Source organism: Halorhodospira sp. 9621, assembly GCF_022228055.1.
Taxonomy (GTDB): Bacteria; Pseudomonadota; Gammaproteobacteria; order Nitrococcales; family Halorhodospiraceae; genus Halorhodospira; species Halorhodospira halophila_A.
In genome coordinates, this window is the sequence record NZ_JAJNRD010000002.1 from 1 (window position 1) to 23,993 (window position 23,993).

The window sequence follows — 23,993 nt, forward strand, 5'->3', positions numbered from 1 at the left end:
CCACGAGAGTCCGCGGTCTGGTGTGCAGTCCCTGCGGACTGCTGAGTCGTTGCCGGACTCAACCAGTGCCTGCCATTGACTTATTTATTCAGTTTGCTAATGCCCGTTAGTAGGGGTGCCACGTCCTGCGGTAACAAAGGAGGACTGAAGAAGTAGCCTTGACCTTCGAGGCACCCGTTATCGACCAGGAAGTCCCGCTGCACCCGGTTCTCGATGCCCTCGGCGATCACTTGCTTGTCCAGGTTTTCACCCATCGCGATGATGGCGCGGATGATAGCGGCATCCTCGGGATGGTGAGCCGGGTTCGCCTCCATCTCGGCTATGAAGGAACGGTCGATCTTGATCGCATGGACAGGTAGGCGCTTGAGATAATTTAGGGATGAGTAGGCGGTCCCGAAGTCATCGATAGCGATCCGCAGGCCCAACTCACTGAGTTCAGACAGTTTGTGCGCCGTCTCGGCTACGTGGTGCATGGCAGCGCTTTCGGTAATCTCCAGCTCGAGGTCGCCAGCATCCACACCGGTTTCGTGGAGCACCGTGCGGATCCGTGAAATGACTGCCGGGTCTCGCAGTTCGCACGCCGAGAGATTGACGGCGACCGGTACGGTCGGGACACCCTGATCTTTCCAGGTGCGGATCTGGATGCAGGCCTGTCGCAAGATCTCGGGGCCCAGAGACAAGATGAACCCCGTTTCCTCCGCCCGCGGTATGAAGCGATCTGGCGCGAGCTGTCCCCGGATCGGATGCTGCCAGCGCACCAAGGCTTCGAGGCTGAGCACGGCTCCCGTTGAGAGGTTGACGCGTGGTTGATAGATGACGTGGAACTGCCCCTCGTCCAGCGCGACGCGCATTGCCTGATCCAGTTCCATGCGCTCTTGTAGCGCGGCATCCATCTCCGGGGTATAAAACTGATAGCACCGTCTTCCTTCGGCCTTGGCTCGGTACATGGCGGTATCAGCGTGTCGAACTAGTTCCTCGGCTGCGTCGCTGTCTTCCGGAGACATGGCGATGCCCATGCTCACCGTCACTCGAACCTCTTTGCCGTCAAGCCACACCGGCTCGCCGATGGCCGCCTGGATCCGCTCGATTACCGCGATAACGCTCTCCTCATGATCGAGACGCGGCAAAAGCAGGACGAACTCATCTCCGCCGAAACGCGCGATGGTGTCTTGCGCCCGGAGTATGCCCCGTACCCTTCTGGAGATTTCGACCAGCAGCTCGTCACCAAGTGTGTGACCGAGCGAATCGTTCACGACCTTGAAATCGTCCAGATCGATGAACACAACCGCGAGGACACCTTGCTCCCTCTGTGATTGCGCCACGGCCTGGCTGATCCGGTCCAACAGGAGGTTGCGATTGGGGAGGCCTGTCAGCGGGTCGTGAAAAGCGAGATACTCCAGGCGCTCCATCAAGGCGCGCTTGTCGGTGATGTCCTCCGCCAGTTTGATGTAGTGGGTGATTTCACCCGAGGCATCGCGCACCGGTGCAATCCTGGCTCGCTCTAGGTAAGACCCGCCGGAACGCTTGCGATTCGTTAACTCGCCTTCCCAGATGCCCGTGGTGCGGATCGCCTGCCAGATTTCGCCGTGTTTCTGAAACTCTTCTTGCTCATGGCTCAGAAACCCGGTCGCTTGCCCCACGATCTCGTCTCGAGCGAACCCGGTTACGTCGCAGAAAGTCTGATTGACGTAATCGATCACGCCCTCGGTATCAGAGATAACGACCAGGCCGGGGCTCTGCTCAACGGCGTAGGCCAGCCACTCGTTGCGTTCCTCCGCGCGTTTACGCTCGGTGATATCCAAGCTAGACCCAAGGATCTTCTCGAGTCGGCCATGCGCGCCGTACACGGCGGTGGCCTGGTAGAGGATCCAGCGCCAGCTACCGTCCCGGTGGCGCGCCCGCACCTCGGCGCGGGCGCGTCCGTGCGGCTGCTCGGTGCACGCCTGAAACAAACTCTCCGCTGCACCCTGTTCTTCGTGGTGAATGCGCGACAGCCATGCCTCCAGGGCATCGCTCAGTTCGTGGTCCTGATAGCCGAGCTGCGCCTTGAACTCAGGGGAGAAAAAGACCGTTCTAGACGGTCGCCACTCAAAGAGGCCGAGGTTGCCGCCCTGAACGGCTTCCCAGAGCCGCTCGCGGTCCCGGCTTCGCGCCGTGATATCGACATCCATGCAGTAGAGGCGCAGGTCATCCTCCGTAACGCGAACCATTACATGGCAGGAGAAGACGGTTACCGGATGGCCGTGCCGATGGCGCAGCACCAGGATCTCCGAGGAGGGCAGACTCGCGCCCTCACGCAGCTCCTGCATGCGCCGGATAAACGAGTCGCGCGCCTCTGGGGGGATAATAAGGTCTGCTAGGTTGCCCCCCATAGCCTCCTCGGCTGTATAGCCATAGAGCCGTTCACTGGCACGGTTCCAGTGAACCACTGTGCCGTCGAGCTGATACCCCTGGATCGCGATATCCGGTACGGTATCCAGGACATGCGCCAGCGCGATCTCATTACGGCGGAGGGACTCCTCGGTCTCTCTCCGGGCGGTCACATCGTGGTTAATCGCGCAGTACCCCCGGTACGAACCGGAATCGTCCCAGACCTCTCGGCGTGCCTGCTCAATACAGCGAACTTCCCCCGATCGGGTGAGGATGCGGAAATGTAAAGTTGTTGCAGCAGTATCGTTGTTGGTCTGGCAATGCTCACCGTGGTGGGCGCGGTCGTCGGGGTGGATTAGGCGCTCCAAAAGGTTAGGATCATCCAACAGTTCTTGCGCCGAGTAACCGGTAACCGACTGACAGGCCGACGAGACGTAGAGGAGTCGTCCGTCCTGCCCCACCCAGTAGACCCATTCGGGTAAGGAATCCGCCAGAAGCCGTTCACGTTCCTCACGCAACCGCTCGGGGGCATCCCGGTACCTGGCTGGCGATCTTCGACGCTGCTTCATGGGCTAGTCGCTCGGCAGGGGCTATCTGAGGAGAGCAAATGAGCCGCGGTGGTTCTTTGAACTTGGACCAGGGTTGGAGAAGAAGTCAAGGAGCCCGCTGGGGGTAAGCTGCGCCGGTCCGGGATGTTCTTGCGGCACTGTGCATCGGGCTGCGACAGGCGGTCGCCGCGGCACGTCCGGCACCCCTCAAGGCTCGATCGTCCCTGATCGAGCGCCCCGCGGCCATCACGGCCCGCGGTCCTTCAGGAGGTAACCGGCCGCTAGGCCGATACCAACTCGTACCCGGCGGCGGCCAGCTCCTTGCTTAGGGTCTCGATGTGGGCCGGGCCCACCTCGCAGCAGCCACCGACGATGCTCGCACCCTGTCGCACCCAGCCCAGCGCATGCTCGGCATAGGCGGCGGGGTCGAGGTCCTTGCGGGCCTCCAGCACATCGACCGTACCCCCCGGCTGCAGTGCCTCGACGGAGGTGAAGGCGTTGGCGTAGGCGCCGAACGGCACACCAAGGTCCGCGATCTCGCTCATGGCCGTCGCGACTGCCTCGGGCACCGCGCAGTTGATCAGAACGCCCTGCGCGCCCACGGCCACCACTTCACGAGCCGCTTCGGCAAGAGACTCGCCGGAGCGCAGGCGTGTGCCATCCCCGTCGTCCACCGTGAACGCGGTCCAGACCGGCAGATTGCTCTCCACCCCGGCGATCGTCGCGGCACGGGCCTCACGGGCGAGGGACATGGTCTCGCAGAGGAAAAGATCGACCCCCTCGGCCTGGGCCTCGACCATCTGGCGGTAGTCGGCGTGACAGGTGGCGTCGTCCGGCGCTACGTCGGGGCGATAGCTCGCCACCAGCGGTGGCAGGCAACCGGCGATGCGCACATCCTGACCCGTTTCCTCACGGGCCGTGCGGGCGGCGTTTAGTGCCGCCTCGTGCAGGGGATGGAATAGATCGGGGTCCCCGTCACGGGCCAGACGGCGCGGGGTGGCACTGTAGGTGTTGGCGGTGATCACCCGGGCGCCGGCCTTGATGAAGTCACGATGGGCGGCGACCACCAGCTCCGGCTCTTCCAGCATCACCTGGGCGGACCACAGCGGTGATGCCGGGCGGCTGCTGCGCCGCCGCAGCTCCTGCCCCATGCCACCATCCAGTACCACGACCCGATTGCCTTGAGCATTCACCATTAAAGTATCCCCTTGTTTCCGCGAAAGCTGTCGACCCCGGCGGGGCCCGCTCGCCCCGAGGGTGACCGCCTCACCTTACGCACAAGGGGCAGGTCCCGAAAATAGCGCCGCACCCCGGCGCCGACGAAGTTGGAACCGCCACGGACGCCATCGAACAGGCCGAAAACGCCAGAGCGGTGATGGATGCGCACGAATCCGCTCCAGGCCCGTCCCGGGGGCTTGCCCTCCAACTCCAGCAACAAATAGTTGAGCAGCTGCGCCGAGTCCTTCTCGTCATCCTTGTCCCCGCGGGGCTCGATAGCGGGCTCCTCGGTCGCCCACGACAGCCCCTCCCCAAAGGCCGCCCGGGTATCCAGCCAACGATCCCAGGGGAAACGGGTCCAGCGCGCGACCAGGACGCCGTTGATCTCCCCATGGCGCTGCAGGCCGGTGTGCCGGACCAGCTGCCCCTCGACCTCCAGGTCCAGGCCGCCGCGGCGGGCGATCCGAGTGCCGTAGGCCACGCTTACCATATAGCTCTCCTGGCGGCTGGCGGAGGCCCGGCTGATGATGTGAACCAGCCGGTTCTGGGCGCTCTGGCCGACGTAGAGCGCCACATAGGAGCGGTTGTCACCGGCTCCCGCCGGCTCTGTCCGCTCCATGGCCCCAGACGACGGGCCCGCAAGGACCAGGATCAGCGTGACAAGAGCGAGCCGGCCTCCCCTCATAACGATCACACCTTTGCGCCCGCACGACTCCCCAGCCCCCAATGTAGCCCAGCGCTGCCCCGCCCTCGTCGCGGCGCGGCACGAGCCGTTACCCTGTCCGCCAGGAACCCCCAGCCTGCTCACGGAGATCCGGATGCGCTTGCTGCTGAGCCTCGCTGCGGCGGCCGGCCTGATCTACGTCGGCTTCGGCGCGCTGCTTTTCTTCGGGCAGGAGCGGATGGTCCACCTGCCGCAGATCCCTTCCCGCGAGCTGCAATCCGCCCCGGCGGACCGCGGCTGGGACTATCAGGATCTGGCCATCCCGAGCACCGACGGGGTCACCCTGCACGGCTGGCGCATCCCGGCCGATAGCCCGCGCGGGGTGGTGGTGTTCTTCCACGGCAACGCCGGGAACATCTCCCACCGCCTGGACACGATCGCAATCCTCCGCGATCTGGGGCTGGATGTGATCATCTTCGACTACCGCGGATACGGGCAAAGCGAAGGCAGTGCCCACGAGGCGGGGCTGCACGAGGATGCCCGTGCGGTGGCCCGGTGGGTGCGTGAGGAACTGGGCGTGCCCAGCGAGCGGATGGTCTTCCATGGCCGCTCGCTGGGCGGCGCCCTGGCGGCCAGCGCGGCGCGCCACACCAGCCCGGCGGCGCTGATCCTGGAATCGAGCTTCACATCGGCCGAGGCGGTGGCCCGCGACCTCTATCCGTTCTACCCCGCCCGCTGGCTAACGCGGCTCGAATACGCCACTGCTGACTATCTCGCCGAGACCCGGGCGCCGGTGCTGATCGTTCACAGCCGTGACGACGAGATCATCCCCTACCACCACGCCCGCTCCCTGCGCGAGGCCGCCCCGGGCGAGGCGCAGCTGCTCACCATCCGCGGTGACCACAACACCGGTTTTCTCACCAGCGGCCGGGCGTATCGCGACGGGCTGCGGCAGTTCCTGGACCAGCACCTGCCGTGACCCGGCCGGGCCGAGGCACCCCCAGGGATTATTAGGGGCGATCCCCGGGGGTATCCAGCCAGGGCCAGGTGCGATCCGCACCCGAGCTGGCCCGCATCAGCACCACCGGGCGGGCCACGTAGAGCGCCAGCATCCACAGGACTAGAATGATCAGCGAGTAGGCGCCGCCGAATCTGAACGAGGGCAAAGAACCATGAAGGCAGTAGACGGCAAGGTCATCGTCATCACCGGGGCCGCTGGAGGCATCGGTGAGGCCACGGCACGCCACCTCCACGCCCAGGGGGCGCGCCTGTTGCTCACCGACCGGGAGCTCGATGGTGTGCAGCGGCTGGCCGAGGAGTTGGGCGAAGGCACCGCCGCCATGGCGGTGGACGTCTCCAGCCAGGCCGACAACGAGGCCATGATCCGCGAGGCCGAGTCGCACTTCGGGGCCGTGCACGGGGTCTTTCTCAACGCCGGCATCGAGGGTCGGGCCGGTCCGCTGGAAGCGGCGGACGACAGCGTCTGGGAGCAGGTGCTGGCGGTCAACGTGCACGGCGTCCGCTACGGCATCCAGGCCGCCCTGCCCGCTCTGCGCCGCGCCGGTGGCGGCAGCCTCCTGATCACCTCGAGTGTCGCCGGCGTGCGCGGCGCCGCCGGCCTGAGCCCCTACGTCAGCAGCAAGCACGCGGTCATGGGCCTGATGCGCACCGCCGCGGCTGAGCTCGGCGCCGAGGGGATCCGGGTCAACTGCGTGAACCCGGGCCCGGTGGACAACCGGATGATGCGCTCGATCGAGGATCAGGTCAGCCCCGGGCACGGCGACGAGGTCAAGCAGGGGTTCACGGCGCGCATCCCGCTCGGCCGTTACGTCAGCAACGACGAGGTCGCCGCCGTGGCGGTCTTCCTGCTCTCCGACGCGGCCTCGGGGATCACCGGGTCCAATTACATGGTCGACGGCGGGATGACCGCCCACTGACCGGCCACGCGCGGGCCGCCGACCCGGTGGCCCGCGCGTCTTACGGCGCCGTGGCCAGGAGCAGCCACACCACGCCGACCGCCACCGCAGCGGCGACAGCGGCGCGATAGAGCGGCGCGATCCAGGGCGGTGCAAAGCCGTTGCGCTTATAGCCGCTGATCATGGCCATGAGCAGCCGCTCGCCACGCACCCAGCGGTACACCGCGATGGCCACCACGTGGAGGGTGACCAGGATCAGCAGCAGGTCGAAGGTGCGGCTGTGCAGCCGGGTCATGGTCCGCTCCATGTCGGAGCCGACCCAGCCGGTCAGCGGGCCACTGCGCAGGATGTCGTCGGTGGCGAACAGCCCGGACACCGCCTGGACCAGCACCACGGCCAGAAGCACGACCACCGCCCAGCCGCCCAGCGGGTTGTGGCCACGACTCGGGGTGCGGTCGCGCCACCAGTCCCGGAGGTAGCGGGCAATGGTCCGTGGGCCCGCCAGAAAGTCGCCGAATCGCGCCGTCTCGCTGCCGAACCACCCCCATAGCAGCCGGAACAGGATCAGGGTGATGACCGCATAACCGCTCCACTGATGGAGATCCCAGCCCGACAGCCCCTGCTCCGCGCTGTACCACGAGAGCCCGAGGGCAACCACCAGGGCCCAGTGGAAGAGCCGTGTGGGTAAGTCCCAGACCAGAACCCGCTGTTCTCCGCTCATCATCCCCCTTCCATGCACGCGGGCGATCCTTGTGCGTACCGCTGACCCGCTGCTCGCACGGTATCCAGCCTAGCTCCTCACCCGGTGCCTGTCAGGCCCCGTGGGTACTCCCGCGTTTGATCCAGCCCCAACCACCGACTAGGCTTGAGCAAGTGCTGCCAAGCAACGGATCCATCGGGGTCCACTTCCCCGGACCCGACTAGCGCGAAAGGAGGTGCCATGATGCGCAGACTGCTCTCCACCACCCTGGCCATCACGACCGGATGCCTGCTGGCGACCGGCGCAGTGGCACAATCCGACGAGGATCAGATCGATTACCGGCAGGCCGTGTTCACCCTGGTCGGCGCCAACTTCGGCCCGATGGGCGACATGGCTCAGGGTGAGATCGACTATGACGCCGAGCAGTTCGCCCGCAATGCGGCCCGCGTTGCGGACCTTAGCCGCATGGCCAAGGAGGGTTTTGAGGGCGGCCCTCACGATGGTGACACCGATGCCAAGCCGGCTATCTGGGATGAGTGGGACCGCTTCTCCGAGGGCATGACCCATTTCAAGACCGCCGCCCAGGAGCTTGCCGAGGCCACCGAAGGGGGGGATCGCGAGCTGGCGGATGTTCAGGATCGCTTCATGCAGGTCGCTGAATCCTGCCAGAGCTGCCACGACAACTACCGGGACAACTGATCCCCGGATGATCGATTAGGGGCGCCGCTCCGGGCGCCCCAACCCTTCGCAACCAGGACGGAAACGCGCCAGGCATGGCTCTGATCCCTTCTCGATACCGGCCACGTCTGGGCGTCGGGGCCTTGCTGCTCCTCGGCATCGCCTCGCTGCTCGCCGCGCTGATCACCATTCACATCGTCGGCGGCTACATCCTGCTCGATCGCCAGCAGGCCCATGACCAGCAGGTCAATGCGGCGCTGGTCGAGGGCGTGCGGGCCGAACTGCGCGCCGGCTACGCCGAACTCGAGCGGTTTCTGGAGAGTAGCGAGGACCGCTATCGCCAGGCCCACGAACAGGCCCGCCAGACCATCGAGGCGGAAGGGATTGAGGCGGTCGATCTGGATGCCCTGGCTGCACAGCTTAGCCAAGCCCTGGGCGATCCGGTGCATCTTTATATCGTCGACCCGGAGCTGCGCATCACCCGGACGACCTTCGAACCCGACCAGGATCTGGATTTCACCATGGAGGGGATGGAGGACGCCCGCGGCATGCTCGAGACCGCGCTGGCGCAAGATCAGGTTCTCATTGGGCCGCCCACACTGGAACTGGTCAGCCGGGAGTTCCGCTTCTACACCTACGGCCCCCTCGGTGATGAGGGCTACGCGCTGGAGCTCGGGTTCAGCCCTGACTTCATCGATGAGGTCTTTCGGGGCATGGAGCGGCGCATGGAGCAGCGGACCCCGTATGAGGGTGAGCTCTTCTTCCTGGTCAACGGCCAGTGGCTGATCCCCCTGGGCCTGGATCCGGACCTGGGCGGGCTCGACAAGGCCGAGGCCTTCGCGCAGAGCCAGGTCCAGCTCGATGAACACACCCGCCACTCCCTGGAAGCGGTGGAGCGCCGTGGTGTCTACCGGCCGCAGAATGCTGACGAGCCCGGCACTTACTACGCCTGGCTGAACCGCATCGATCTCGACGAGGACGGCCACCACCTGGACATCCTGGCCCGCCTGGAGATGGAGCAATCCGCCTCCGAGGACGTGCGCCGCGTCTGGATCGCCGTGCTGGCAGGGACCGGCGGGTCCATCGTGCTTGCCACCGTGCTCTTTCATCAGATCGCACGCCGGCTGCTGGTCTTTCCGCTACGCCGGACGGCGCAGGCGGCAGCCGCCCGGCGCCCCATCCCGATCCATGGGCCGGTGGCGTGGCTGCGCGAACTGCGCCTGCTGGCCCGACAGATCAACCGCGGGCTGGCCCACAGCCACCGCGAACTCGCGGCCCTGAACCGGCAGGCCCACTCAGACCAGCTCACGGGTCTGCTCAACCGCAGCGGGCTGGATCAGCAGCTGGCCAACGAGATTGACTACCACCGCCAAAATGATCACCCCCTGTCGCTGCTGCTGATCGATCTCGATCACTTCAAGCAGGTCAATGACGAGCACGGCCACGCCATCGGCGATGCCGTCCTGCGCACCCTGGCCAGTCAGCTGCGCGCCGGGGTCCGCGAGGCCGATACGGTGGGCCGCTGGGGTGGCGAGGAGTTCGTGGTCCTGCTGCCGGCCACCGATCTGGCTGGGGCCCATCGAACGGCGGAGAAGCTGCGCAGGGCGCTGGCCGATCACCCGGTGTTCCGCCAGTACCAGCTGACGGCCAGCTTCGGGGTGAGCACGCTGGAGGCGGATGATGAGGGTGAAGACCTTTTCGAGCGCGCCGATTGCGCGCTTTATGCCGCGAAAACCCAGGGGCGCAATCGGGTCTGCATCCGCGCACCGGGCTCCTGACCCGACGGTGACGCGAGGCGGGAGCCCACGCCCCCGGGCCGGTAAACGGCCCGAGCATACGCCGCCCGCCGGCGCTAACGCAGATCTAAGGTGATGCGGGTCCCGCCCTCTTCCACCGTAAACGCGGCATCCTCGAAGTCGGGCGGTCCCATGCGGCCCATGGCGCCGCGGCTAAAACCGGCGGGTTCTCTCGGCACACCCAGGAAGTTGGTGGTCAGATCGCCACTGCCGTCCAGGTCCTGGAAGGCGGCCACGGCGTACTGACCGGGGGTCAGATCGGAGATCGTCAGCGTCACCGCGTCGCCCTCCACCGGACGGGTCTTGCGCGCGCGCGCCCGGTCCGCATCGGGGAAGGCCTCCGCGTCGTCGAAGAGTGCGACGTAGACACTGCCCTGGTCGGCCTTCGGCAACAGGATCTCCACCTCCAGCGTCACGGCCCGCGCCGCGACACCAACGGTCAGACCGAGCATGAGCGCCACCACCCGGACCCCGAGCCTCCCCGCCCCTGGACACAGCCCCGCTTTCCCCGAACGGGGCGTCAACTGCCGCACCCTCACGTTCGTCCTCCTTAGCCGATCGTGTCCGCCAGCGCGCCGCCGCCATCGCGGTACGGTGCCAGCAGGCGGTCGATTAGTTCCAGCAGCTGGCGCCTCTCGGCCAGCGGCTCGCGGGTACCCGGCACCAGGTACGGTGAGACGCTCCGACGATCGAAGTAGAACCCCCCGGATTCCGGTGCGCTCGAGGCCTCAGCCCCACTGGGCCCGCCGGCCCTTGCCGCCAGCCACACCAAGGTGTCCGCCCCCTGCTCGGGACTGCGCAACCGGCCGCGGGTCCAGCGCCAGAACCCCGGGATCGCCTCACGCACCCCGGCGGTATCCACCCAGCCAGGATGCATGGCGCAGCAGTCCACATCGCGGAACAGCGGCATGCGGGCCATCTGCGCATTGACGATCGTCTGTGCGCGCTTGACGTTGGCGTAGGTGGCGACCTTGTCGTAGCGTTCGTTTTCAAAGATATGGCGCAGGTGCAGGCGCTGCAGGTACATCCCCCCGGAACTCATCCAGATCACGCGGGCGCCCTCGCGCAGCCTGCCGGAGCTGGCCAGGTTGTGGACGAGCAGGTAGTGCCCGAAGAGCTGCGAGGCCATCTGCAGCTCAACGCCGTCGGCATTGCGCGTGAACTGCTCCGGCATCCCTCCGGCGTTGAGGGCCACAAAGTCAAGCGGCGGAAGGGTCTCCCCCGCGCGTGCCACGGCCGCCCAGTCCCCCGTATCCAGCGTGCGGTAATCCGGGTCCCCGGTCCCTGCCCCGCGCCCGCAACTCAGCACTCGATGGCCCATGCCGCGCAGGCGCTCAACGGCTGCAGCGCCGATGCCACGACTGCCGCCGGTAATCAGGCCGGTCAGTGCCTCCTGCGGGCCTTCCCGCAGGCGGTCCCGGAACCCGGGCCAGGTGCGCGCGTGGCGCTCGAAGCCGCTACGGTCGAATGAGAAGTAGATGGATGCATCGAGTAGCCACTCGTGGGGTTTTCTCATGGGCAGACCGTTCCGTGCGGCGAAGGGTGTGGCGTATACTCCGCAGCTTAATCGCGCCGCGCTCGACATCAAAGGGAGGAGACTTCGAGCGATGCCCGTCAGGAAACCACCCCTTCGCACCATCCTGATCGCCCTGTGCGGGGCCCTCCTTGTCACCCCCGTCCAGGCCGACGACGACCCGCTCACCCGCGGTGAGCTCATCGCCCAGAGCTGCTTTGCCTGCCACGGCCCCGATGGCCAGGGTGCCGATACCATGCCGCCGATCGCCGGCTGGGACGAGGAGCTGATGGTGGAATATCTGGAAGACTTCCAGAAAGGCAAGCGCAACCCCACCGTGATGGACCGTCACGCAACCGGTTACACCGCGGACGAGATCCGCGAGCTTGCCGCCTACCTGAGTGAACTCGACTGAGGCCCTGGATCATGAGCCGATCATACTCCCGACGCGATTTCCTGCGCCTGGGTGCCACCGGTGGCACCATAGCCGCACTGGGGCTGGCCGGCTTCCCCACCCTGAGCCTGGCCCGCAGCCAGCTCGATGCCCGCATCGCCGTGGTCGGGGGCGGTTCCGCCGGTGCCACCGTGGCCCGGTACCTCAAGGAGCACGCACCCAACCTGCGGATCACTCTGATCGAGCCCAACGAGACCTACTACACCTGCTACGCTGGCAACTGGTACCTCGGCGGTTTCCGGGATCTGGACACGCTGGGCCACGGCTACGACAACCTGCGTGAACGCCATGGCATCGAAGTGATCCATGACCGCGCTGAAGAGCTGGACCTGGCCGGCAGGCGCGTCATGACCCTCAACCATACCCCCATCCAGTACGACCGCTTGGTGGTCGCCCCAGGTATCGACTTCGACTGGGACCGGGTCGAGGGCCTCGACCGAGAAGGTACCGAGCAAATCCAACACGCCTGGCAGGGCGGCCGCCCGTTCCGGATCCTGCGCGAGCAGCTCGAGGCTATGGACGACGGTGGCACCGTCATCGTCTGCCCGCCTGAGTCGCCGTACCGTTGCCCGCCCGGGCCTTACGAGCGCATGGCGCTGATCGCCCACTACCTCAAGTCCCATAAACCGCGGGCGAAAGTGCTGGGACTCGATCCGAAGGACAGCTTCTCGAAGCAGACCCTGTTCAAGCAGGGCTGGGAGGAGCTCTACGGCGACATGATCGAGTGGGTTCCCGCGTCCGCCGGCGGCGCCCCCGAACGGCTCTCGGTGGCAGACCGCAGAGTCTTCACCGACGGGGGGGACCAGATGCACCAGGGTGATGTCATCAACTTTATCCCGCCTCAGCAGGCCGGCGCCATCGCCCATCGGGCCGGCCTGGTCGACGACACCGGCTGGTGCCCGGTGGATCAGGAGACCTTCCGGTCGAAGCGGCACGAAGACGTCTACATCATCGGGGATGCGGCGATCGCAGGCGACATGCCCAAGTCAGCCCACAGCGCCAACAACCAGGGTAAACTGGTGTCCGCAACCCTCGTCGGCGAACTCACTGGAGAGCCAAGCCCGGGGTTCCCCACGGTCAACACCTGTTACAGCCTGGTCGCACCCGATTGGGCGTTCACCATCGCGGCGGTCTTCGAGCACCGCGACGGACGAATCCGCGAGGTGGAGGGCTCCGGGGGGCTCAGCCCAGAGGACGAGGGCAAGGAGTTTCGTCAGGTCGAGGCCATTTACGCACCCGGCTGGTACGAATCGATCACCCGGGACATGTTCGGGTAGGGCGCTTCTGCCCGGTTGGCGATCGGGGATACGGCCGCGCTAGAGTGGGTCGCATCACCGGATGCCGGAAAGGACCCGTTCAACCATGCTGCGCCTTCTCAAGTGGCTCCTGCTGGGCCTCCTCGCCCTGATCCTGACCCTGGGCGTCGCCATTGCCGTGGCGGCGCTGGTTATCGACCCGAACGAATACCGCGATGACCTCGCCGCCCTCGCCGAGCGCGAGCTGGGCCGGGAGTTCGAGATCGAGGGCGAGATCGAGTGGTCGTTCTTCCCCTGGCTCGGTATCGAGGTCGGACGCATCACGATGGCCGACGCCGACGGCTACCACGACGAGCCGTTCGTTGAGTTCGACCGGCTCGCCGCCGCCATGAAGGTCTGGCCGCTGCTGCGCGGCGAACTGCACACGCGGGCCGTCGAGATCGAGCGTCCGGTTGTGCGGTTGATGCGTGACGAGGATGGCCAAGACAACTGGACGGACCTGGCAGAGCGATTCGCCGCGGAGGAGTCCGATGCCGGGCAGCAGCCCGCCGGCGCCGATGCCCCGGCGGATGCTGACGCGACCGAGCCCCCTCCGGCCGACCTTGAGGCCCTGGCGGGGATGGTCATCGGCGGAGTTCGTCTCAACGAGGGGGCCGTCTACTGGGAGGACCGCAGCGATGACCGGCGGATCCGGCTGGATCCCGTCAACCTGGAGATCGACACCCTGCGCTTGGACGAACCCGTGGGGATCCGGGCCGACGCCCTGGTCGGTGACGAGGAATACCTCGAGTTCACCAGTGAGGCCCGGCTGCGCCAAGCCGATGCCGGCCCGGAGCTGACGGCCAGCTGGTCGCTGAGCCCCCTCGATCCCAAGGGCCTGCTCGAGGCGCTCGGCGAGGAGCCGCCGGAGACCGAGGATCCCGGGGTGCTGCGCAGCTTTAGCGGCTCCGGGGAGATCGACGCCACGGCAGAGCGCATCGATCTGACCGGGCTCGCCGTCGAGCTGGATGACAGCCGGGTCGAGGGCGAGGCGGCCATCGAGCCCGCGCATCCGACCATCGAGCTGGCGCTGCAGCTCGACCACATCGATCTTGACCGCTACCTGCTGCCCGAAACAGCTGAGGGCGAGCCAAGCGGCCATGGCAACGGCGGGAACACGGACAGCGACGACGGTCCGCGAGAGGGGCTGGGGGATCTGCGCGAAGTGGCCCTGGACTTCCCGCTGGAGCCACTGCGCCCGCTGGTCGTCGAGGGCCGCATCGGCATCGACGAACTCCATGCCGCCGACCTGACGGTCAGCGACTTCGAGGCCCGGCTCACCGGCAGCGAGGGCGAGTTGGGTGCCGAGTCCCTGCGCGCCCGCCTTTACGAAGGCGAGCTGGCCGGTCACGCCTGGCTGGATGCCCGCGGCGACGTACCCGCTTTCAACGTGGCCACCTCCCTCGAAGGCGTGGCCTTTGCGCCCCTACTGGAGGATCTGCTGGATCGTGACTGGCTCCACGGGCGCGGCCATTTCCATTTCGAGGGCAGTGGCGGGGGCGCGCACCTGCACGGGCTGATCGAGGATTTCGAGGGGTCGGGCCGGATCGCCGCCGAGGACGGCAACCTGCTCGGGCTGAACATCCCCCACAAGATCCGCGAGGCGGCGGCCCAGCTGCGCCGTGAGGAACCGCCGGAGGCCCCCGGCCATGACGAGCGGACGGACTTCTCGGACCTGACCGCGAGCTTCACCCTGGAAGACGGCATCGCGCACAACGAGGACCTGCTGCTCGAGTCGCCCGTGCTCCAGGCCACCGGCGAAGGGTCGGCAAACATCCTTGCCGAGGAGATCGACTACCGCGTGCGGGCAACCCTGCCCGACGGCCTGAACGAGGAGGATGCCCCGCTGCTGCACCGCCTGGCCGGGGCCACAATCCCCCTGGAGATCACCGGTTTTCTGTTTGAGCCGGACATCCGGCTCGACCTCGCCGAAGCCTTAGGTGAGGAGCGCCTGGAGCGTCTCGGTGCCGCACGCGAAGAGATCGAGGAGCGGGTGGACGAGGAGCGCGAACGCCTGGAACGGGAGGCCGAGCAGGAGCAGGAGCGTCTCGAACAGGAGGCGCGGGAGCAGCGCGAACGCCTCGAGCAGGAGGCGGAAGAGCAGCGCGACGAGGCGGAACGGCGCCTCCGCGACGAGGTGGAGAGCTTCTTCTAAGGAGGGATCATCGGATGGGCACACTCCTGTTCGGTCGCGCAGACTTGGAGAACCGGCTGGCGGCCATGACGCCGGAGGAGATCGACGAGCTTCCCTTCGGCGTCATCCAGATCGACGACAACGGATGCATCCTCCTCTACAACGCCACCGAGGGGGCCATCACCGGTCGGGATCCGGCGGAGATGATCGGTCGCGATTTCTTCAACGAGGTCGCCCCATGCGGTCATACGGAGACCTTCTACGGTCGTTTCCGGGAGGGCGTCCGGAGCGGCGATCTCAACGAGATCTTCGACTACACCTTCGACTACCGGATGGCGCCGACGAAGGTCCGGGTGCACATGAAACGGGCCCTGAGCGGGGACAGCTACTGGATCTTCGTCAAGCGGATCAGTGCCCCGGCCGCCTGATGGAAGGGGCCCGTCGGCCGCCTGCACCCCCGGATCCCGCTGGCGTGGCGCGCAGCCGGGTGGCTCGGGGATAATGGGGACCCGCCCAAGCCCACCGGGCGCATGCCCAAGCCAGAGGGAGCCGCATGAGCGAAGACACCCCCAGACTCAACACCGACCTTGCCAGACAGGTTCAGGCCCTGGGCCTGGAGGCCGTCGACGCCCAGGACGACGAGCCAATGGCCACGGTGGAAGCCCTCATGCTCGGGACGCTTTCCTTCGCCCGCAACTACATGAGCGGTGCGGACCTGGCCGACTATCTCCGCTTCGTCGCCGAGCACGTCGAGCGGGCCGACGACGACCTGGAAGACGAACCGGGCGAAGAACCGTGATCGCACCGGCCCCCGGGCGGTAGGTAGCCCCGGGGCCGACCCCGCGACCTACTCGGCGGCCATGCGCTCGAGGGCATCGAGGGCCTGCTGCTCGCCCCCGACAAAGAACCGCACCTCGCCATCGGTGTCCCGGTAGAAGACCGTTGGTACGCTACGCACGCCCAGCTCTTGGGCCAGACGCATGTTGGCCTGGACGGCGTCGTAGCCGTCCACATCCTTCTCGTCCTCGATCATCGCCGCTGCATCTGCCTGCGCGCCCGAGCCGAGGAACCCGACCGGTACCCAGCGCCACTCCACGCTGGGCGTGGCATCGTTATCCACGGCGTTCTTCAGGTTGGTGCAGGCCGGGCAGTGCGGATCCTTGAAGGCGTAGACGCGGAAGTCGCTCTCGCCCTGCGCGATGTAGTGGCTATCGGCAAGGCGATCGAAGACGTCCGCCCGGGCGGACTCCCCCGGCGTGCCGTCAGAGCAGCCCACCATCAAAACCGCACCGCCCACGAGTCCCAAAACCGCCTGACGCATTACTCGACTCATCGATCACTCCCTCATCCATCCACCTGCGTAATGAGCCACCCGGGCGCGCCGCTGCGGCGCGCCCGGGCACCCCGCCTCAGTGCTCCACCCCGGGCAGCACGGCGTTGAGCAGGTGCGCCGCGCGCTCGTGGCCGGCCTCGGCCGCCTGCTCCCAAAGCTCGGCGGTGCGTTCCATGTCCGGCTCCGTCGTATGCCCCTCCAGGTACATCCAGCCTAGCTGAACCTTGGCCTCGGCATCTCCGGCGTCAGCCAGATCCCGGAAGGCCTCGTAGGCACCTTCCAGCTTCCCCTGCTCGTGGAGTTCGAGGGCCTCGTTCAGGGCCTGATCCGCTTCGCTCAGCTCCTCGTCCTGGCCGGACGCCGCTCCCGGCTCCGTGGCCTGGGCACCGCCGCCCCAGCCGGCGACCGCCAGCACGAGCACCACAGCGAGCCAGTACGGTCTGTTGCGTTGTGGCCGCATGGATCTCCTCCGAAACGTCATCTGGGTCGGCGCAGCGTAACGCAGGATCGCCCCGCTGTCGCACCGCGACGATGCGCTCGGCCACGGAAAGGTGCATTCGCTCTATCATTGACCGGTTAACGTCGATCGATAGCCATTGATCCTCGCAACCCGGCAAGGAGGCCCCGCGCGGCAAACATGGTGAACCTCCCCCCGCAGCACATTCTCCGAGCCCTCGGCGAGGGTGTAATGGGCGTCGACCGCCAGGGACGCTTCACCTTTCTCAACCCGGCCGCCCTGCGACTGCTCGGGTTCCGCGACGAAGCCAGCGTGATTGGCGAATCGGCCCATGCGCTGACCCACCACAGCCACCCCGATGGGCGCCCTTACCCGGAAGAGCATTGCCCCATCTACCGGGTCATCGAGACTGGCGAGGCCCTCGAGGCCTGGCAGGACCTGTTCTGGCGTAGCGACGGTACCGGCCTTCCCGTCCAGGTCTACGCCAGCCCGCTGGCAGCCGACGACTGCGAAATCACCGGTGCGGTGGTCTCCTTCCAGGATCGCAGCCACCAGCAGGCCCTGGAGCGGGAGCTGCGCGAGCAAAAACGGGCCCTCGAGCGCGAGCGGCAGCTGTTTATCGGCGGACCGACTGTCGTCTTCCAGTGGCGCATCACCGCTCAATGGCCGGTGGAGTACGTCTCGCCCAACGTTCAGCAGGTCCTCGGCCATTCACCCGAGGCCTTGCTCAGCGGCACCGTGCGCTATGGCGATCTGATCCACCCGGACGACTTCCAGCGCGTCGCCGAGGAGGTCGCCCACCACCGCGATCTCGGCTCGCGCCATTTCGAGCACCGCCCCTACCGCGTGCGCCACGCCGATGGCAGCTACCGCTGGGTTTACGACTCGACGGTGATCGACCGACGCCACAATGGGCCCGACTACCACTACGGCTACCTGGTGGATATCACCCGCGAGAAGGAGATTGAGCGGGCCCTCGCCGAGAAAGAGCAGCGCTACCGAATGGCGCAGAGCGCCGCCCGCTTCGGCATCTGGGAGTGGGATATCAGCACCGACCGGGTGCACTGGGACGACGACGCCTGGAGTCTGCTCGGCTACCCGCCGGAGCAGCGCATGGACATGGACTACGCCACCCTCCGCGAGCACATCCACCCGGACGATCGCGAGGCCGCGGAGAACGCCATTTACCAGCATCTGATCGCCCGCGACGACGGCAGCTACTCGCTGGAGCTGCGCCTGCGCCGGGCCGACGGCGACTGGCACTGGATCCACGCCCGGGGCCAGGTCGTGGCGCGGGATGCCGAGGGATTCCCCCGGCAGGTGCTGGGCATCCACACGGACATCAGTGAACTCAAGGCAGCCGAGCAGTCACCCCGTGATCAACGCTACCGACGGTTCCTGGAGGACTTCATCGGGATTGCCTACCAGAGGCGACTCGGTGAACCGGCCCCGGTCCTGCTGCGCGGCATGGTCGCTGAGATCACCGGCTACAACCAGGCGGATTTCATGGGCGGCCACTGCGACTGGACCTCCTTGATCCACCCCGAGGACCGCGAGCGGGTCCGGCAGCGGATCAGGGTGCTGATTGCCGAGGGCGGCACCTCGGACCTGAACTACCGCATCGTACACCGCGATGGCTCGGTGCGCTGGGTGCGCGATATCGGCCGTCTGGTGCGACTCAACAGCCAGGAAGACTGGGTCCTGCAGGGCGCGATCTACGACATCACCGAACAGAAGGAGGCGGAACGCGCCCGGGATACCTTCCTGGCTGCGGTCAGCCACGATCTGCGCACCCCCCTGAACACCATCGCCGGCTTCTGCGGGCTGCTGGCCGATACGCCACTCACCCCCCGGCAGGAGGAGTACCTCGGCTACTGCCGGAACGCGGCGGGGCAGCTGGAAGGGCTAATCGACACGCTGTTGGAGCTGTCCCGGCTGCACGCTGGCGGGCTGCGGCTTCAACCTCGGACGCTACGGCTGCGCCAATTCCTCCATGAGCAGCTAGCCCCCCTGGAGCATCAGGCCCGAAACCAAGGGCTCACCCTGCACTGGCACCCGGATAAGCGCCTCCCGGGGATCGTCCGCGGCGATCCGACCCGGCTGGCTCAGGTCCTGAATAACCTCGTGGGCAACGCCATCAAGTTCACCGAGCGCGGGTCGGTGGCGGTCTACGTGACTCCCGAAGGCGACGAGCGCATCAGTTTCCGCGTCAGCGATACCGGCCCCGGGATCCCGGAAGCCCTCCGGGCCTCCGTCTTCGAGCCATTCGCCCGCGGTGACCCAGCGCTGCACCGCGCCCCGGGGAGCGGGCTGGGGCTGGCCATCTGCAAGGAACTCGTTGCCCTGATGGGTGGTCGGATCGAGGTAACGAGCACCGAGGGATGCGGCACCACCTTCTCCTTCACCGTGTCGCTACCCACCTGCGAGGCAACGGATGCACCGACGGAGGCCGACACCGGCGTTCACGCGCCGCGGCGTCCGATCCCGGGCGACACACCACCGCAGGCCGTGGTGGCCGAAGACGAGCCAACCAGCGCCCTATTGCTCAGCAAGCTGTTGCAGCGCGCCGGCTGGGAGGTCACCACGGTCTCTGACGGCGAGGAGGCGATAGCCGCGTGGCAGCAGGCACAACCGGACCTGATGATCCTGGACATGCAGATGTCACACACCAACGGCGACCGGGCCGCAACGCGGATTCGGGAACTCGAACGGAGGCATCGGGTTCCGTATACGCCCATTGTGATACTCACCGCCCACGCCCTGGACGACGTCCGCGAGCGCGCCCTGCAGGCCGGGTGTGACCGCTACCTGACCAAGCCGGTGGCGACGGACGCCCTGCACGCCGTCCTGGACTGGGCCCGGGGTCAGAGTTCGGGATGAGGCTGCGCCCGGTCCGCCCCGCCCGGTTTCGCAACCCGTTCGGCCCTACCAAATCCCTGCTCCGGCTGCTTTTGACCGGCTTCGCGGTAGTGACGGCGCCGCTGATCCTGGCTCTGGCCATCGCCGCATGGTCCGTGGATCGGCTCGCCAGCGACAGTCAGATCGCCATCTATGAAGCCGTCGGCGTCACCGAGAACAGTGCCCACATGGCGCGTGTCGCCATGGATATCGAACGCGCTGCCCGCCGTTATGCCACCCACAACGACCCCGCCGCCCTTCAGGAGTATCGCCACTGGCGCCGCGAGCTGGCCGCAGCCGGCGCCCCGCCCGGTGCCTTCGGACCCGAGGAGGCCACCTGGCTTCACCAGGGGTTGCGGGTCGTAGAGTCCACCCTGGTGACCACGCTGCACCTGCTCGGGCCGGACCGGCCTGAGGCCACCGCCCAGGTGCCGGCACTGAGTCTGGCCCTGCACCGTTCGGTGGCCAGCATCTCCGCAGCCGGCTACCGACGGATCGACGAGGAGGTGGACCAGGTTCAGGCCTTCTCCGATCGGGCCCGCCAGATCTTCGTCTGGCATCTGCTTGCGGCGGTACCGATCACGCTGGCCTTCACCTTCTACTTTGCCGGACGCATCCACCGGCCTATCAAGGCCCTCGGTGACAACATCCGCCGGCTCGGGACGGCGGATTTCGAGCGCCCGGTGGCGGTCCGCGGCCCACAGGACCTGGAAAACCTGGGCCGCGAGCTGGATGACCTGCGCCGGCAACTGGCCGAGCTCCGCAACCAGCGCCAGCGGCTGCTGCGCCACTTCTCCCACGAGCTTAAGACGCCGCTGGCCGCCGTGCTCGAGGGGGCCGAACTCCTCCGCGATCCCACGTTCAACGGCGACCCGACACGACGCGAGGAGATCGCCGGGATCGTCCGCGAGAACGGCCACGAGCTGCGCCGCCAGATCGACAATCTTCTGCGTTTCGCGCGCCACGGCGAGGCCCTTGCCCGCCCGGCCCACTTCAACCGCCTGGACCTGGCCGCGCTGGTCCGCGAAGTCGTCGAGCGCCACGAGCTCACGGCCCGGCGCCGCGGCATCGAGATCCGGACCGACCTGGAACCCGCCGAGATCGAGGCCGATCGTGAACTCATGGCGACCGTGATCGATAACCTCCTCTCCAATGCCCTGCGCTATTCGCCGGAGAACCAGCCCATCGACCTGCTCCTGCGCGGCGACGACCAAGGGGTCACGCTCGAGGTACAGGATCGCGGGCAAGGCATCCCCGAGCACGAGCAATCGCTGATCTTCGAGCCGTTCCGCCAGGGCGAGACCCGGGGCAGCGGCTCGGTCAAGGGCAGCGGGCTGGGGCTGTCGCTGGTCCGCGAATGCCTGAATGCCCACGACGGCACCATCCAGGCGCTGGCACGTCCCGACGGGCCCGGCGCGAACATGCGCGTCTGGCTGCCCAGAGATGCGAAGGAGGCAACGGTATGACGCAACGCCCTCGGATCCTAGTGGTCGACGACGACCCGAGCCTGTGCCGGCTGATGGAGATGCGTCTGGAGGCCTCGGGCTACATGCCCACCACCTGTGAGAGCGGCGAGCGAGCCCTGGCCGAACTGGAACGCCAACCGGCGGACGCCGTGATCACCGACCTGCGCATGGAAGGCATGGACGGGCTGGCGCTATTCGATGCGGTCCGCGAGCGCTGGCCGGCCCTGCCGGTGATCATCCTCACCGCCCACGGCTCCATCCAGGATGCCGTCGAGGCGACTCGCCGCGGCGTCCACGAGTTCCTCACCAAGCCCTTCGACCCGCCCGAGCTTCTTGAGCAGTTGGAGAAGGCCCTGTCAGCACGCGGCGGCCAGACCTCCGACACCGCCCGCGAGGCGGGACGGCGTCATGGCCTGGTGACCCGCAGCCCGCGCATGGAGGAAGTCCTTGAGCGCGCCTTGCTGGTCGCCGACTCCGACGCCAACGTCCTGATCCAGGGCGCCAGTGGCTCGGGCAAGGAACTCGTCGCCCGCGCCGTGCACGCCCATAGTCCCCGCGCCGAGGGGCCGTTCGTGCCGGTCAACTGTGGGGCCATCCCGGAGACGCTGCTCGAGTCCGAGCTCTTCGGGCACGTCCGTGGCGCTTTTACCGGCGCCGACCGGGATCGTGCTGGGCTGTTCCGCGATGCCGACGGCGGCACCCTGTTCCTCGACGAAATCGGCGACATGCCCGCGCAGCTGCAGGTCAAACTCCTGCGTGCCCTCCAGGAGCAGGTCATCCGCCCGGTGGGCGGACGCGACCCGATCCCGATCAACGTGCGCGTACTCTCCGCTACCCACCGAGACCTGGAGGCCGCCCGTGCCGACGGCTCGTTTCGCGAGGACCTCTACTTCCGCCTGGCCGTCGTCACCCTGGCCCTGCCCGCGCTGACCGAGCGGCGCGAGGACATCCCCCTGCTCGCCCGCCACTTCCTGACCGAGGCCACCCGCCGCCACGGTCGTCCCGTCGAGGACCTCTCGCCGGAGGCCATCGAGGTGCTGGTCCAGGCCGACTGGCCAGGCAACGTGCGCCAGCTGCAGAATGTCATCGAGCAGTGCGTGGCCCTGAGCACCAGCGAGATCCTCCCCGAGCGCCTGATCCGCCAAGCCCTCAACCAAGATCAGGAACCGGCCATTCCCACCCTGGCCGAGGCCCGCGAGGCGTTCGAGCGTGACTACCTGATCCGGCTGCTCAAGCTCACTGAGGGGAACGTCAGTCAGGCCGCCCGGATCGCCGGGCGCAACCGCACCGAGTTCTACCGCCTGCTCGGTCGCCACCACCTCCAGGTGGCCGACTTCAAGGGCACCGGCGAGCCCCGCCACGACGTCTAGACGGCCTGGCCGGTTGCCACGCCGGAGGACCACGCCCACTGGAAGTTGTGGCCGCCCAGCTGCCCGGTCACATCGACGACCTCGCCGATGAAGTGAAGCCCGGGCACCTGACGGGCCGCCAGGGTGCGCGAAGAGAGCGCGTCGGTGTCGACGCCGCCGGCGGTCACCTCGGCCTTGGCGTAGCCGGCCGTACCGGCCGGGGTCAATCGCCAATCCTCAAGCCGCCGCGCCACCTCATCCAGGGCCTGATTGCTGTAGCCCTGCAACGGTCCCGACCAGCCCTCGAGTTCGCACAACGCCCGCGCCAAGCGTCGTGGCAGGTGGCGCTCCAGGCAACGATGCAGGGCCCGCCGGCCGCGTCCGCTGCGCACCCGGGCCAGCTCCTCGCGCAGGGCCGTATCCGGTAGCCAGTCCACGCTCAAGGGGGCCTCTGGCTGCCAGTAGCTGGAAACCTGCAGCGCGGCGGGTCCGCTCAACCCGTGGTGGGTGATGAGCAGGTCATCCCTGAACTCAGCCCCAGCACAGCGCATACGGACGGGCAGGCTGATCCCCGCCAGAGATCCGATCGGCCGGTGGAGGTAGTCCGGCAGGGTCAGCGGCACCAGCGCCGGGCGCGTCGGCTGCACCGGCAGGCCGAACTGCCGGGCGATGGCGTATCCCAGGCCGCTGGCGCCCATCCGGGGGATCGACAGGCCACCAGTGGCCACCACCAATGCCTCGGCGTGCACCGTACCGGTCGGGGTTGCCACGGCGAAGCCCGCCGCCGTCGAGCCGACGCTACGAACCCCCGTCGCCATGCGCAGCTCCACCCCCGCCCGCGCGCACTCATCGAGCAATAGGTCGAGGATCGGGCGGGCCGAGTCACGGCAAAACAGTCGCCCCGGCTCACGCTCCTCATAGGCAACGCGGTGGCGCTCCACCAACTCCAGGAAGGCGGCCGGCGGGTAGCGCCGCAGCGCCGAGATGCAGAAACGCGGGTTGGCCGACAAGAAGTGCTCCGGCCCGCTATCAAGGTGGGTGAAGTTGCAACGCCCGCCCCCCGACATGAGGATCTTGCGTCCCGGTTTGCGAGCGTGATCGAGCACCACCACCCGCCGGCCCCGCCCGGCGGCGGTGGCGGCACACATGAGCCCGGCGGCACCGGCACCGATCACGATCACATCGGTCTGTTCCGTCATCACTC

General features: G+C 67.3%; 22 protein-coding genes. 12 read left to right on the plus strand and 10 right to left on the minus strand.

From position 1 onward, the window contains the following. Positions 1-80: 80 nt before the first annotated feature. From LRF89_RS01265 to LRF89_RS01275, 3 genes are all read right to left on the minus strand, one after another. Positions 81-2,888 (minus strand): sensor domain-containing protein, encoded by a 2,808-nt coding sequence (locus LRF89_RS01265; RefSeq protein ID WP_238636460.1) that lies wholly within the window; start codon positions 2,886-2,888, stop codon positions 81-83. Between the two features lie 311 nt (positions 2,889-3,199). Then, positions 3,200-4,114 (minus strand): homocysteine S-methyltransferase family protein, encoded by a 915-nt coding sequence (locus LRF89_RS01270; protein WP_238636461.1) that lies wholly within the window; start codon positions 4,112-4,114, stop codon positions 3,200-3,202. Then, on the minus strand, positions 4,114-4,755 hold the full coding sequence (locus tag LRF89_RS01275) for a hypothetical protein (protein WP_238636462.1): 642 nt from the start codon (positions 4,753-4,755) through the stop codon (positions 4,114-4,116). The genes LRF89_RS01270 and LRF89_RS01275 overlap by 1 nt, the downstream gene beginning before the upstream one ends. 199 nt (positions 4,756-4,954) lie before the next feature. Here LRF89_RS01275 and LRF89_RS01280 point away from each other — a divergent pair, with 199 nt between their 5' ends. Further along, on the plus strand, positions 4,955-5,779 hold the full coding sequence (locus LRF89_RS01280; protein ID WP_201242381.1) for an alpha/beta hydrolase: 825 nt from the start codon (positions 4,955-4,957) through the stop codon (positions 5,777-5,779). Positions 5,780-5,810: 31 nt separating this feature from the next. Here LRF89_RS01280 and LRF89_RS01285 read toward each other — a convergent pair whose 3' ends face one another. Continuing rightward, complete coding sequence (locus LRF89_RS01285; RefSeq protein WP_238636463.1) at positions 5,811-5,966, minus strand: hypothetical protein; 156 nt, start codon at positions 5,964-5,966, stop codon at positions 5,811-5,813. Positions 5,967-5,972: 6 nt separating this feature from the next. Between LRF89_RS01285 and LRF89_RS01290 the strand changes: the two genes are divergently transcribed. Beyond that, a complete protein-coding gene (locus LRF89_RS01290) occupies positions 5,973-6,737 on the plus strand; it encodes an SDR family NAD(P)-dependent oxidoreductase (RefSeq protein ID WP_238636464.1) in 765 nt (254 codons plus the stop codon). 40 nt (positions 6,738-6,777) lie between these two features. On the opposite strand, the gene LRF89_RS01295 is transcribed toward LRF89_RS01290, so the two are convergent. Then, the gene (locus LRF89_RS01295; RefSeq protein WP_238634877.1) at positions 6,778-7,437 is read right to left on the minus strand and encodes a cytochrome b/b6 domain-containing protein; all 660 of its coding nucleotides are present in this window, start codon (positions 7,435-7,437) and stop codon (positions 6,778-6,780) included. Positions 7,438-7,656: 219 nt separating this feature from the next. On the opposite strand from LRF89_RS01295, the gene LRF89_RS01300 reads away from it, so the two are divergent. Next, positions 7,657-8,115: a c-type cytochrome gene (locus LRF89_RS01300; protein WP_238634878.1), complete on the plus strand. Its 459-nt coding sequence runs from the start codon at positions 7,657-7,659 to the stop codon at positions 8,113-8,115. A 74-nt stretch (positions 8,116-8,189) separates the two neighbouring features. Continuing rightward, on the plus strand, positions 8,190-9,872 hold the full coding sequence (locus LRF89_RS01305) for a GGDEF domain-containing protein (RefSeq protein ID WP_201170358.1): 1,683 nt from the start codon (positions 8,190-8,192) through the stop codon (positions 9,870-9,872). Between the two features lie 74 nt (positions 9,873-9,946). Here LRF89_RS01305 and LRF89_RS01310 read toward each other — a convergent pair whose 3' ends face one another. Both LRF89_RS01310 and LRF89_RS01315 read right to left on the minus strand, forming a co-directional pair. Next, the gene (locus tag LRF89_RS01310; RefSeq protein WP_201242374.1) at positions 9,947-10,342 is read right to left on the minus strand and encodes a DUF2141 domain-containing protein; all 396 of its coding nucleotides are present in this window, start codon (positions 10,340-10,342) and stop codon (positions 9,947-9,949) included. Positions 10,343-10,440: 98 nt separating this feature from the next. Beyond that, positions 10,441-11,406 carry an NAD-dependent epimerase/dehydratase family protein gene (locus LRF89_RS01315; protein ID WP_201170362.1) on the minus strand — a complete coding sequence of 322 codons (966 nt, stop codon included), beginning with the start codon at positions 11,404-11,406 and terminating at the stop codon, positions 10,441-10,443. A gap of 91 nt (positions 11,407-11,497) precedes the next feature. Between LRF89_RS01315 and LRF89_RS01320 the strand changes: the two genes are divergently transcribed. The 5 genes from LRF89_RS01320 to LRF89_RS01340 all read left to right on the plus strand — a co-directional run bounded on the left by LRF89_RS01320 (position 11,498) and on the right by LRF89_RS01340 (position 16,085). Beyond that, entirely contained in the window at positions 11,498-11,818 is a 321-nt protein-coding gene (locus tag LRF89_RS01320; RefSeq protein ID WP_201170364.1) for a c-type cytochrome, read from the plus strand. An 11-nt stretch (positions 11,819-11,829) separates the two neighbouring features. Beyond that, positions 11,830-13,134: an NAD(P)/FAD-dependent oxidoreductase gene (locus LRF89_RS01325; RefSeq protein ID WP_238636465.1), complete on the plus strand. Its 1,305-nt coding sequence runs from the start codon at positions 11,830-11,832 to the stop codon at positions 13,132-13,134. Positions 13,135-13,219: 85 nt separating this feature from the next. After that, complete coding sequence (locus LRF89_RS01330) at positions 13,220-15,307, plus strand: AsmA family protein (RefSeq protein WP_238636466.1); 2,088 nt, start codon at positions 13,220-13,222, stop codon at positions 15,305-15,307. Between the two features lie 14 nt (positions 15,308-15,321). Then, positions 15,322-15,714, plus strand: a complete 393-nt coding sequence (gene pyp, locus LRF89_RS01335; protein ID WP_201170371.1) for a photoactive yellow protein — start codon at positions 15,322-15,324, stop codon at positions 15,712-15,714. Positions 15,715-15,839: 125 nt separating this feature from the next. Next, the gene (locus LRF89_RS01340) at positions 15,840-16,085 is read left to right on the plus strand and encodes a hypothetical protein (protein ID WP_201170372.1); all 246 of its coding nucleotides are present in this window, start codon (positions 15,840-15,842) and stop codon (positions 16,083-16,085) included. A gap of 48 nt (positions 16,086-16,133) precedes the next feature. On the opposite strand, the gene LRF89_RS01345 is transcribed toward LRF89_RS01340, so the two are convergent. Both LRF89_RS01345 and LRF89_RS01350 read right to left on the minus strand, forming a co-directional pair. Next, complete coding sequence (locus tag LRF89_RS01345; protein ID WP_238636467.1) at positions 16,134-16,619, minus strand: thioredoxin fold domain-containing protein; 486 nt, start codon at positions 16,617-16,619, stop codon at positions 16,134-16,136. 76 nt (positions 16,620-16,695) lie between these two features. Then, positions 16,696-17,079, minus strand: coding sequence for a hypothetical protein (locus LRF89_RS01350; RefSeq protein ID WP_238634882.1), 384 nt, complete (start codon positions 17,077-17,079; stop codon positions 16,696-16,698). A gap of 177 nt (positions 17,080-17,256) precedes the next feature. On the opposite strand from LRF89_RS01350, the gene LRF89_RS01355 reads away from it, so the two are divergent. From LRF89_RS01355 to LRF89_RS01365, 3 genes are read left to right on the plus strand one after another with little or no spacing between them, the layout of a single operon-like run. Continuing rightward, positions 17,257-19,956, plus strand: a complete 2,700-nt coding sequence (locus tag LRF89_RS01355) for a PAS domain-containing protein (protein WP_238636468.1) — start codon at positions 17,257-17,259, stop codon at positions 19,954-19,956. Next, entirely contained in the window at positions 19,953-21,440 is a 1,488-nt protein-coding gene (locus tag LRF89_RS01360) for a sensor histidine kinase (RefSeq protein WP_238633938.1), read from the plus strand. The genes LRF89_RS01355 and LRF89_RS01360 overlap by 4 nt, the downstream gene beginning before the upstream one ends. Beyond that, positions 21,437-22,810 carry a sigma 54-interacting transcriptional regulator gene (locus LRF89_RS01365; protein WP_201241921.1) on the plus strand — a complete coding sequence of 458 codons (1,374 nt, stop codon included), beginning with the start codon at positions 21,437-21,439 and terminating at the stop codon, positions 22,808-22,810. The genes LRF89_RS01360 and LRF89_RS01365 overlap by 4 nt, the downstream gene beginning before the upstream one ends. Here LRF89_RS01365 and LRF89_RS01370 read toward each other — a convergent pair. Beyond that, entirely contained in the window at positions 22,807-23,988 is a 1,182-nt protein-coding gene (locus LRF89_RS01370) for an NAD(P)/FAD-dependent oxidoreductase (protein ID WP_201170385.1), read from the minus strand. The two genes, LRF89_RS01365 and LRF89_RS01370, sit on opposite strands and share 4 nt — an antisense overlap. Positions 23,989-23,993: the final 5 nt, after the last annotated feature.

Bases quoted from the DNA above. Each gene is read 5' to 3' on its own strand.
- LRF89_RS01315 (WP_201170362.1), bottom strand. From the start codon at position 11,406: ATGAGAAAACCCCACGAGTGGCTACTCGATGCATCCATCTACTTCTCA.
- LRF89_RS01325 (WP_238636465.1), top strand. From the start codon at position 11,830: ATGAGCCGATCATACTCCCGACGCGATTTCCTGCGCCTGGGTGCCACC.
- LRF89_RS01295 (WP_238634877.1), bottom strand. From the start codon at position 7,437: ATGAGCGGAGAACAGCGGGTTCTGGTCTGGGACTTACCCACACGGCTC.
- LRF89_RS01290 (WP_238636464.1), top strand. From the start codon at position 5,973: ATGAAGGCAGTAGACGGCAAGGTCATCGTCATCACCGGGGCCGCTGGA.
- LRF89_RS01310 (WP_201242374.1), bottom strand. From the start codon at position 10,342: ATGCTCGGTCTGACCGTTGGTGTCGCGGCGCGGGCCGTGACGCTGGAG.
- LRF89_RS01270 (WP_238636461.1), bottom strand. From the start codon at position 4,114: ATGGTGAATGCTCAAGGCAATCGGGTCGTGGTACTGGATGGTGGCATG.
- LRF89_RS01330 (WP_238636466.1), top strand. From the start codon at position 13,220: ATGCTGCGCCTTCTCAAGTGGCTCCTGCTGGGCCTCCTCGCCCTGATC.
- LRF89_RS01360 (WP_238633938.1), top strand. From the start codon at position 19,953: ATGAGGCTGCGCCCGGTCCGCCCCGCCCGGTTTCGCAACCCGTTCGGC.
- LRF89_RS01305 (WP_201170358.1), top strand. From the start codon at position 8,190: ATGGCTCTGATCCCTTCTCGATACCGGCCACGTCTGGGCGTCGGGGCC.
- LRF89_RS01350 (WP_238634882.1), bottom strand. From the start codon at position 17,079: ATGCGGCCACAACGCAACAGACCGTACTGGCTCGCTGTGGTGCTCGTG.
- LRF89_RS01340 (WP_201170372.1), top strand. From the start codon at position 15,840: ATGAGCGAAGACACCCCCAGACTCAACACCGACCTTGCCAGACAGGTT.
- LRF89_RS01355 (WP_238636468.1), top strand. From the start codon at position 17,257: ATGGTGAACCTCCCCCCGCAGCACATTCTCCGAGCCCTCGGCGAGGGT.
- LRF89_RS01365 (WP_201241921.1), top strand. From the start codon at position 21,437: ATGACGCAACGCCCTCGGATCCTAGTGGTCGACGACGACCCGAGCCTG.
- LRF89_RS01320 (WP_201170364.1), top strand. From the start codon at position 11,498: ATGCCCGTCAGGAAACCACCCCTTCGCACCATCCTGATCGCCCTGTGC.
- LRF89_RS01345 (WP_238636467.1), bottom strand. From the start codon at position 16,619: ATGAGTCGAGTAATGCGTCAGGCGGTTTTGGGACTCGTGGGCGGTGCG.
- LRF89_RS01275 (WP_238636462.1), bottom strand. From the start codon at position 4,755: ATGGAGCGGACAGAGCCGGCGGGAGCCGGTGACAACCGCTCCTATGTG.
- LRF89_RS01280 (WP_201242381.1), top strand. From the start codon at position 4,955: ATGCGCTTGCTGCTGAGCCTCGCTGCGGCGGCCGGCCTGATCTACGTC.
- LRF89_RS01370 (WP_201170385.1), bottom strand. From the start codon at position 23,988: ATGACGGAACAGACCGATGTGATCGTGATCGGTGCCGGTGCCGCCGGG.
- LRF89_RS01300 (WP_238634878.1), top strand. From the start codon at position 7,657: ATGATGCGCAGACTGCTCTCCACCACCCTGGCCATCACGACCGGATGC.
- pyp (WP_201170371.1), top strand. From the start codon at position 15,322: ATGGGCACACTCCTGTTCGGTCGCGCAGACTTGGAGAACCGGCTGGCG.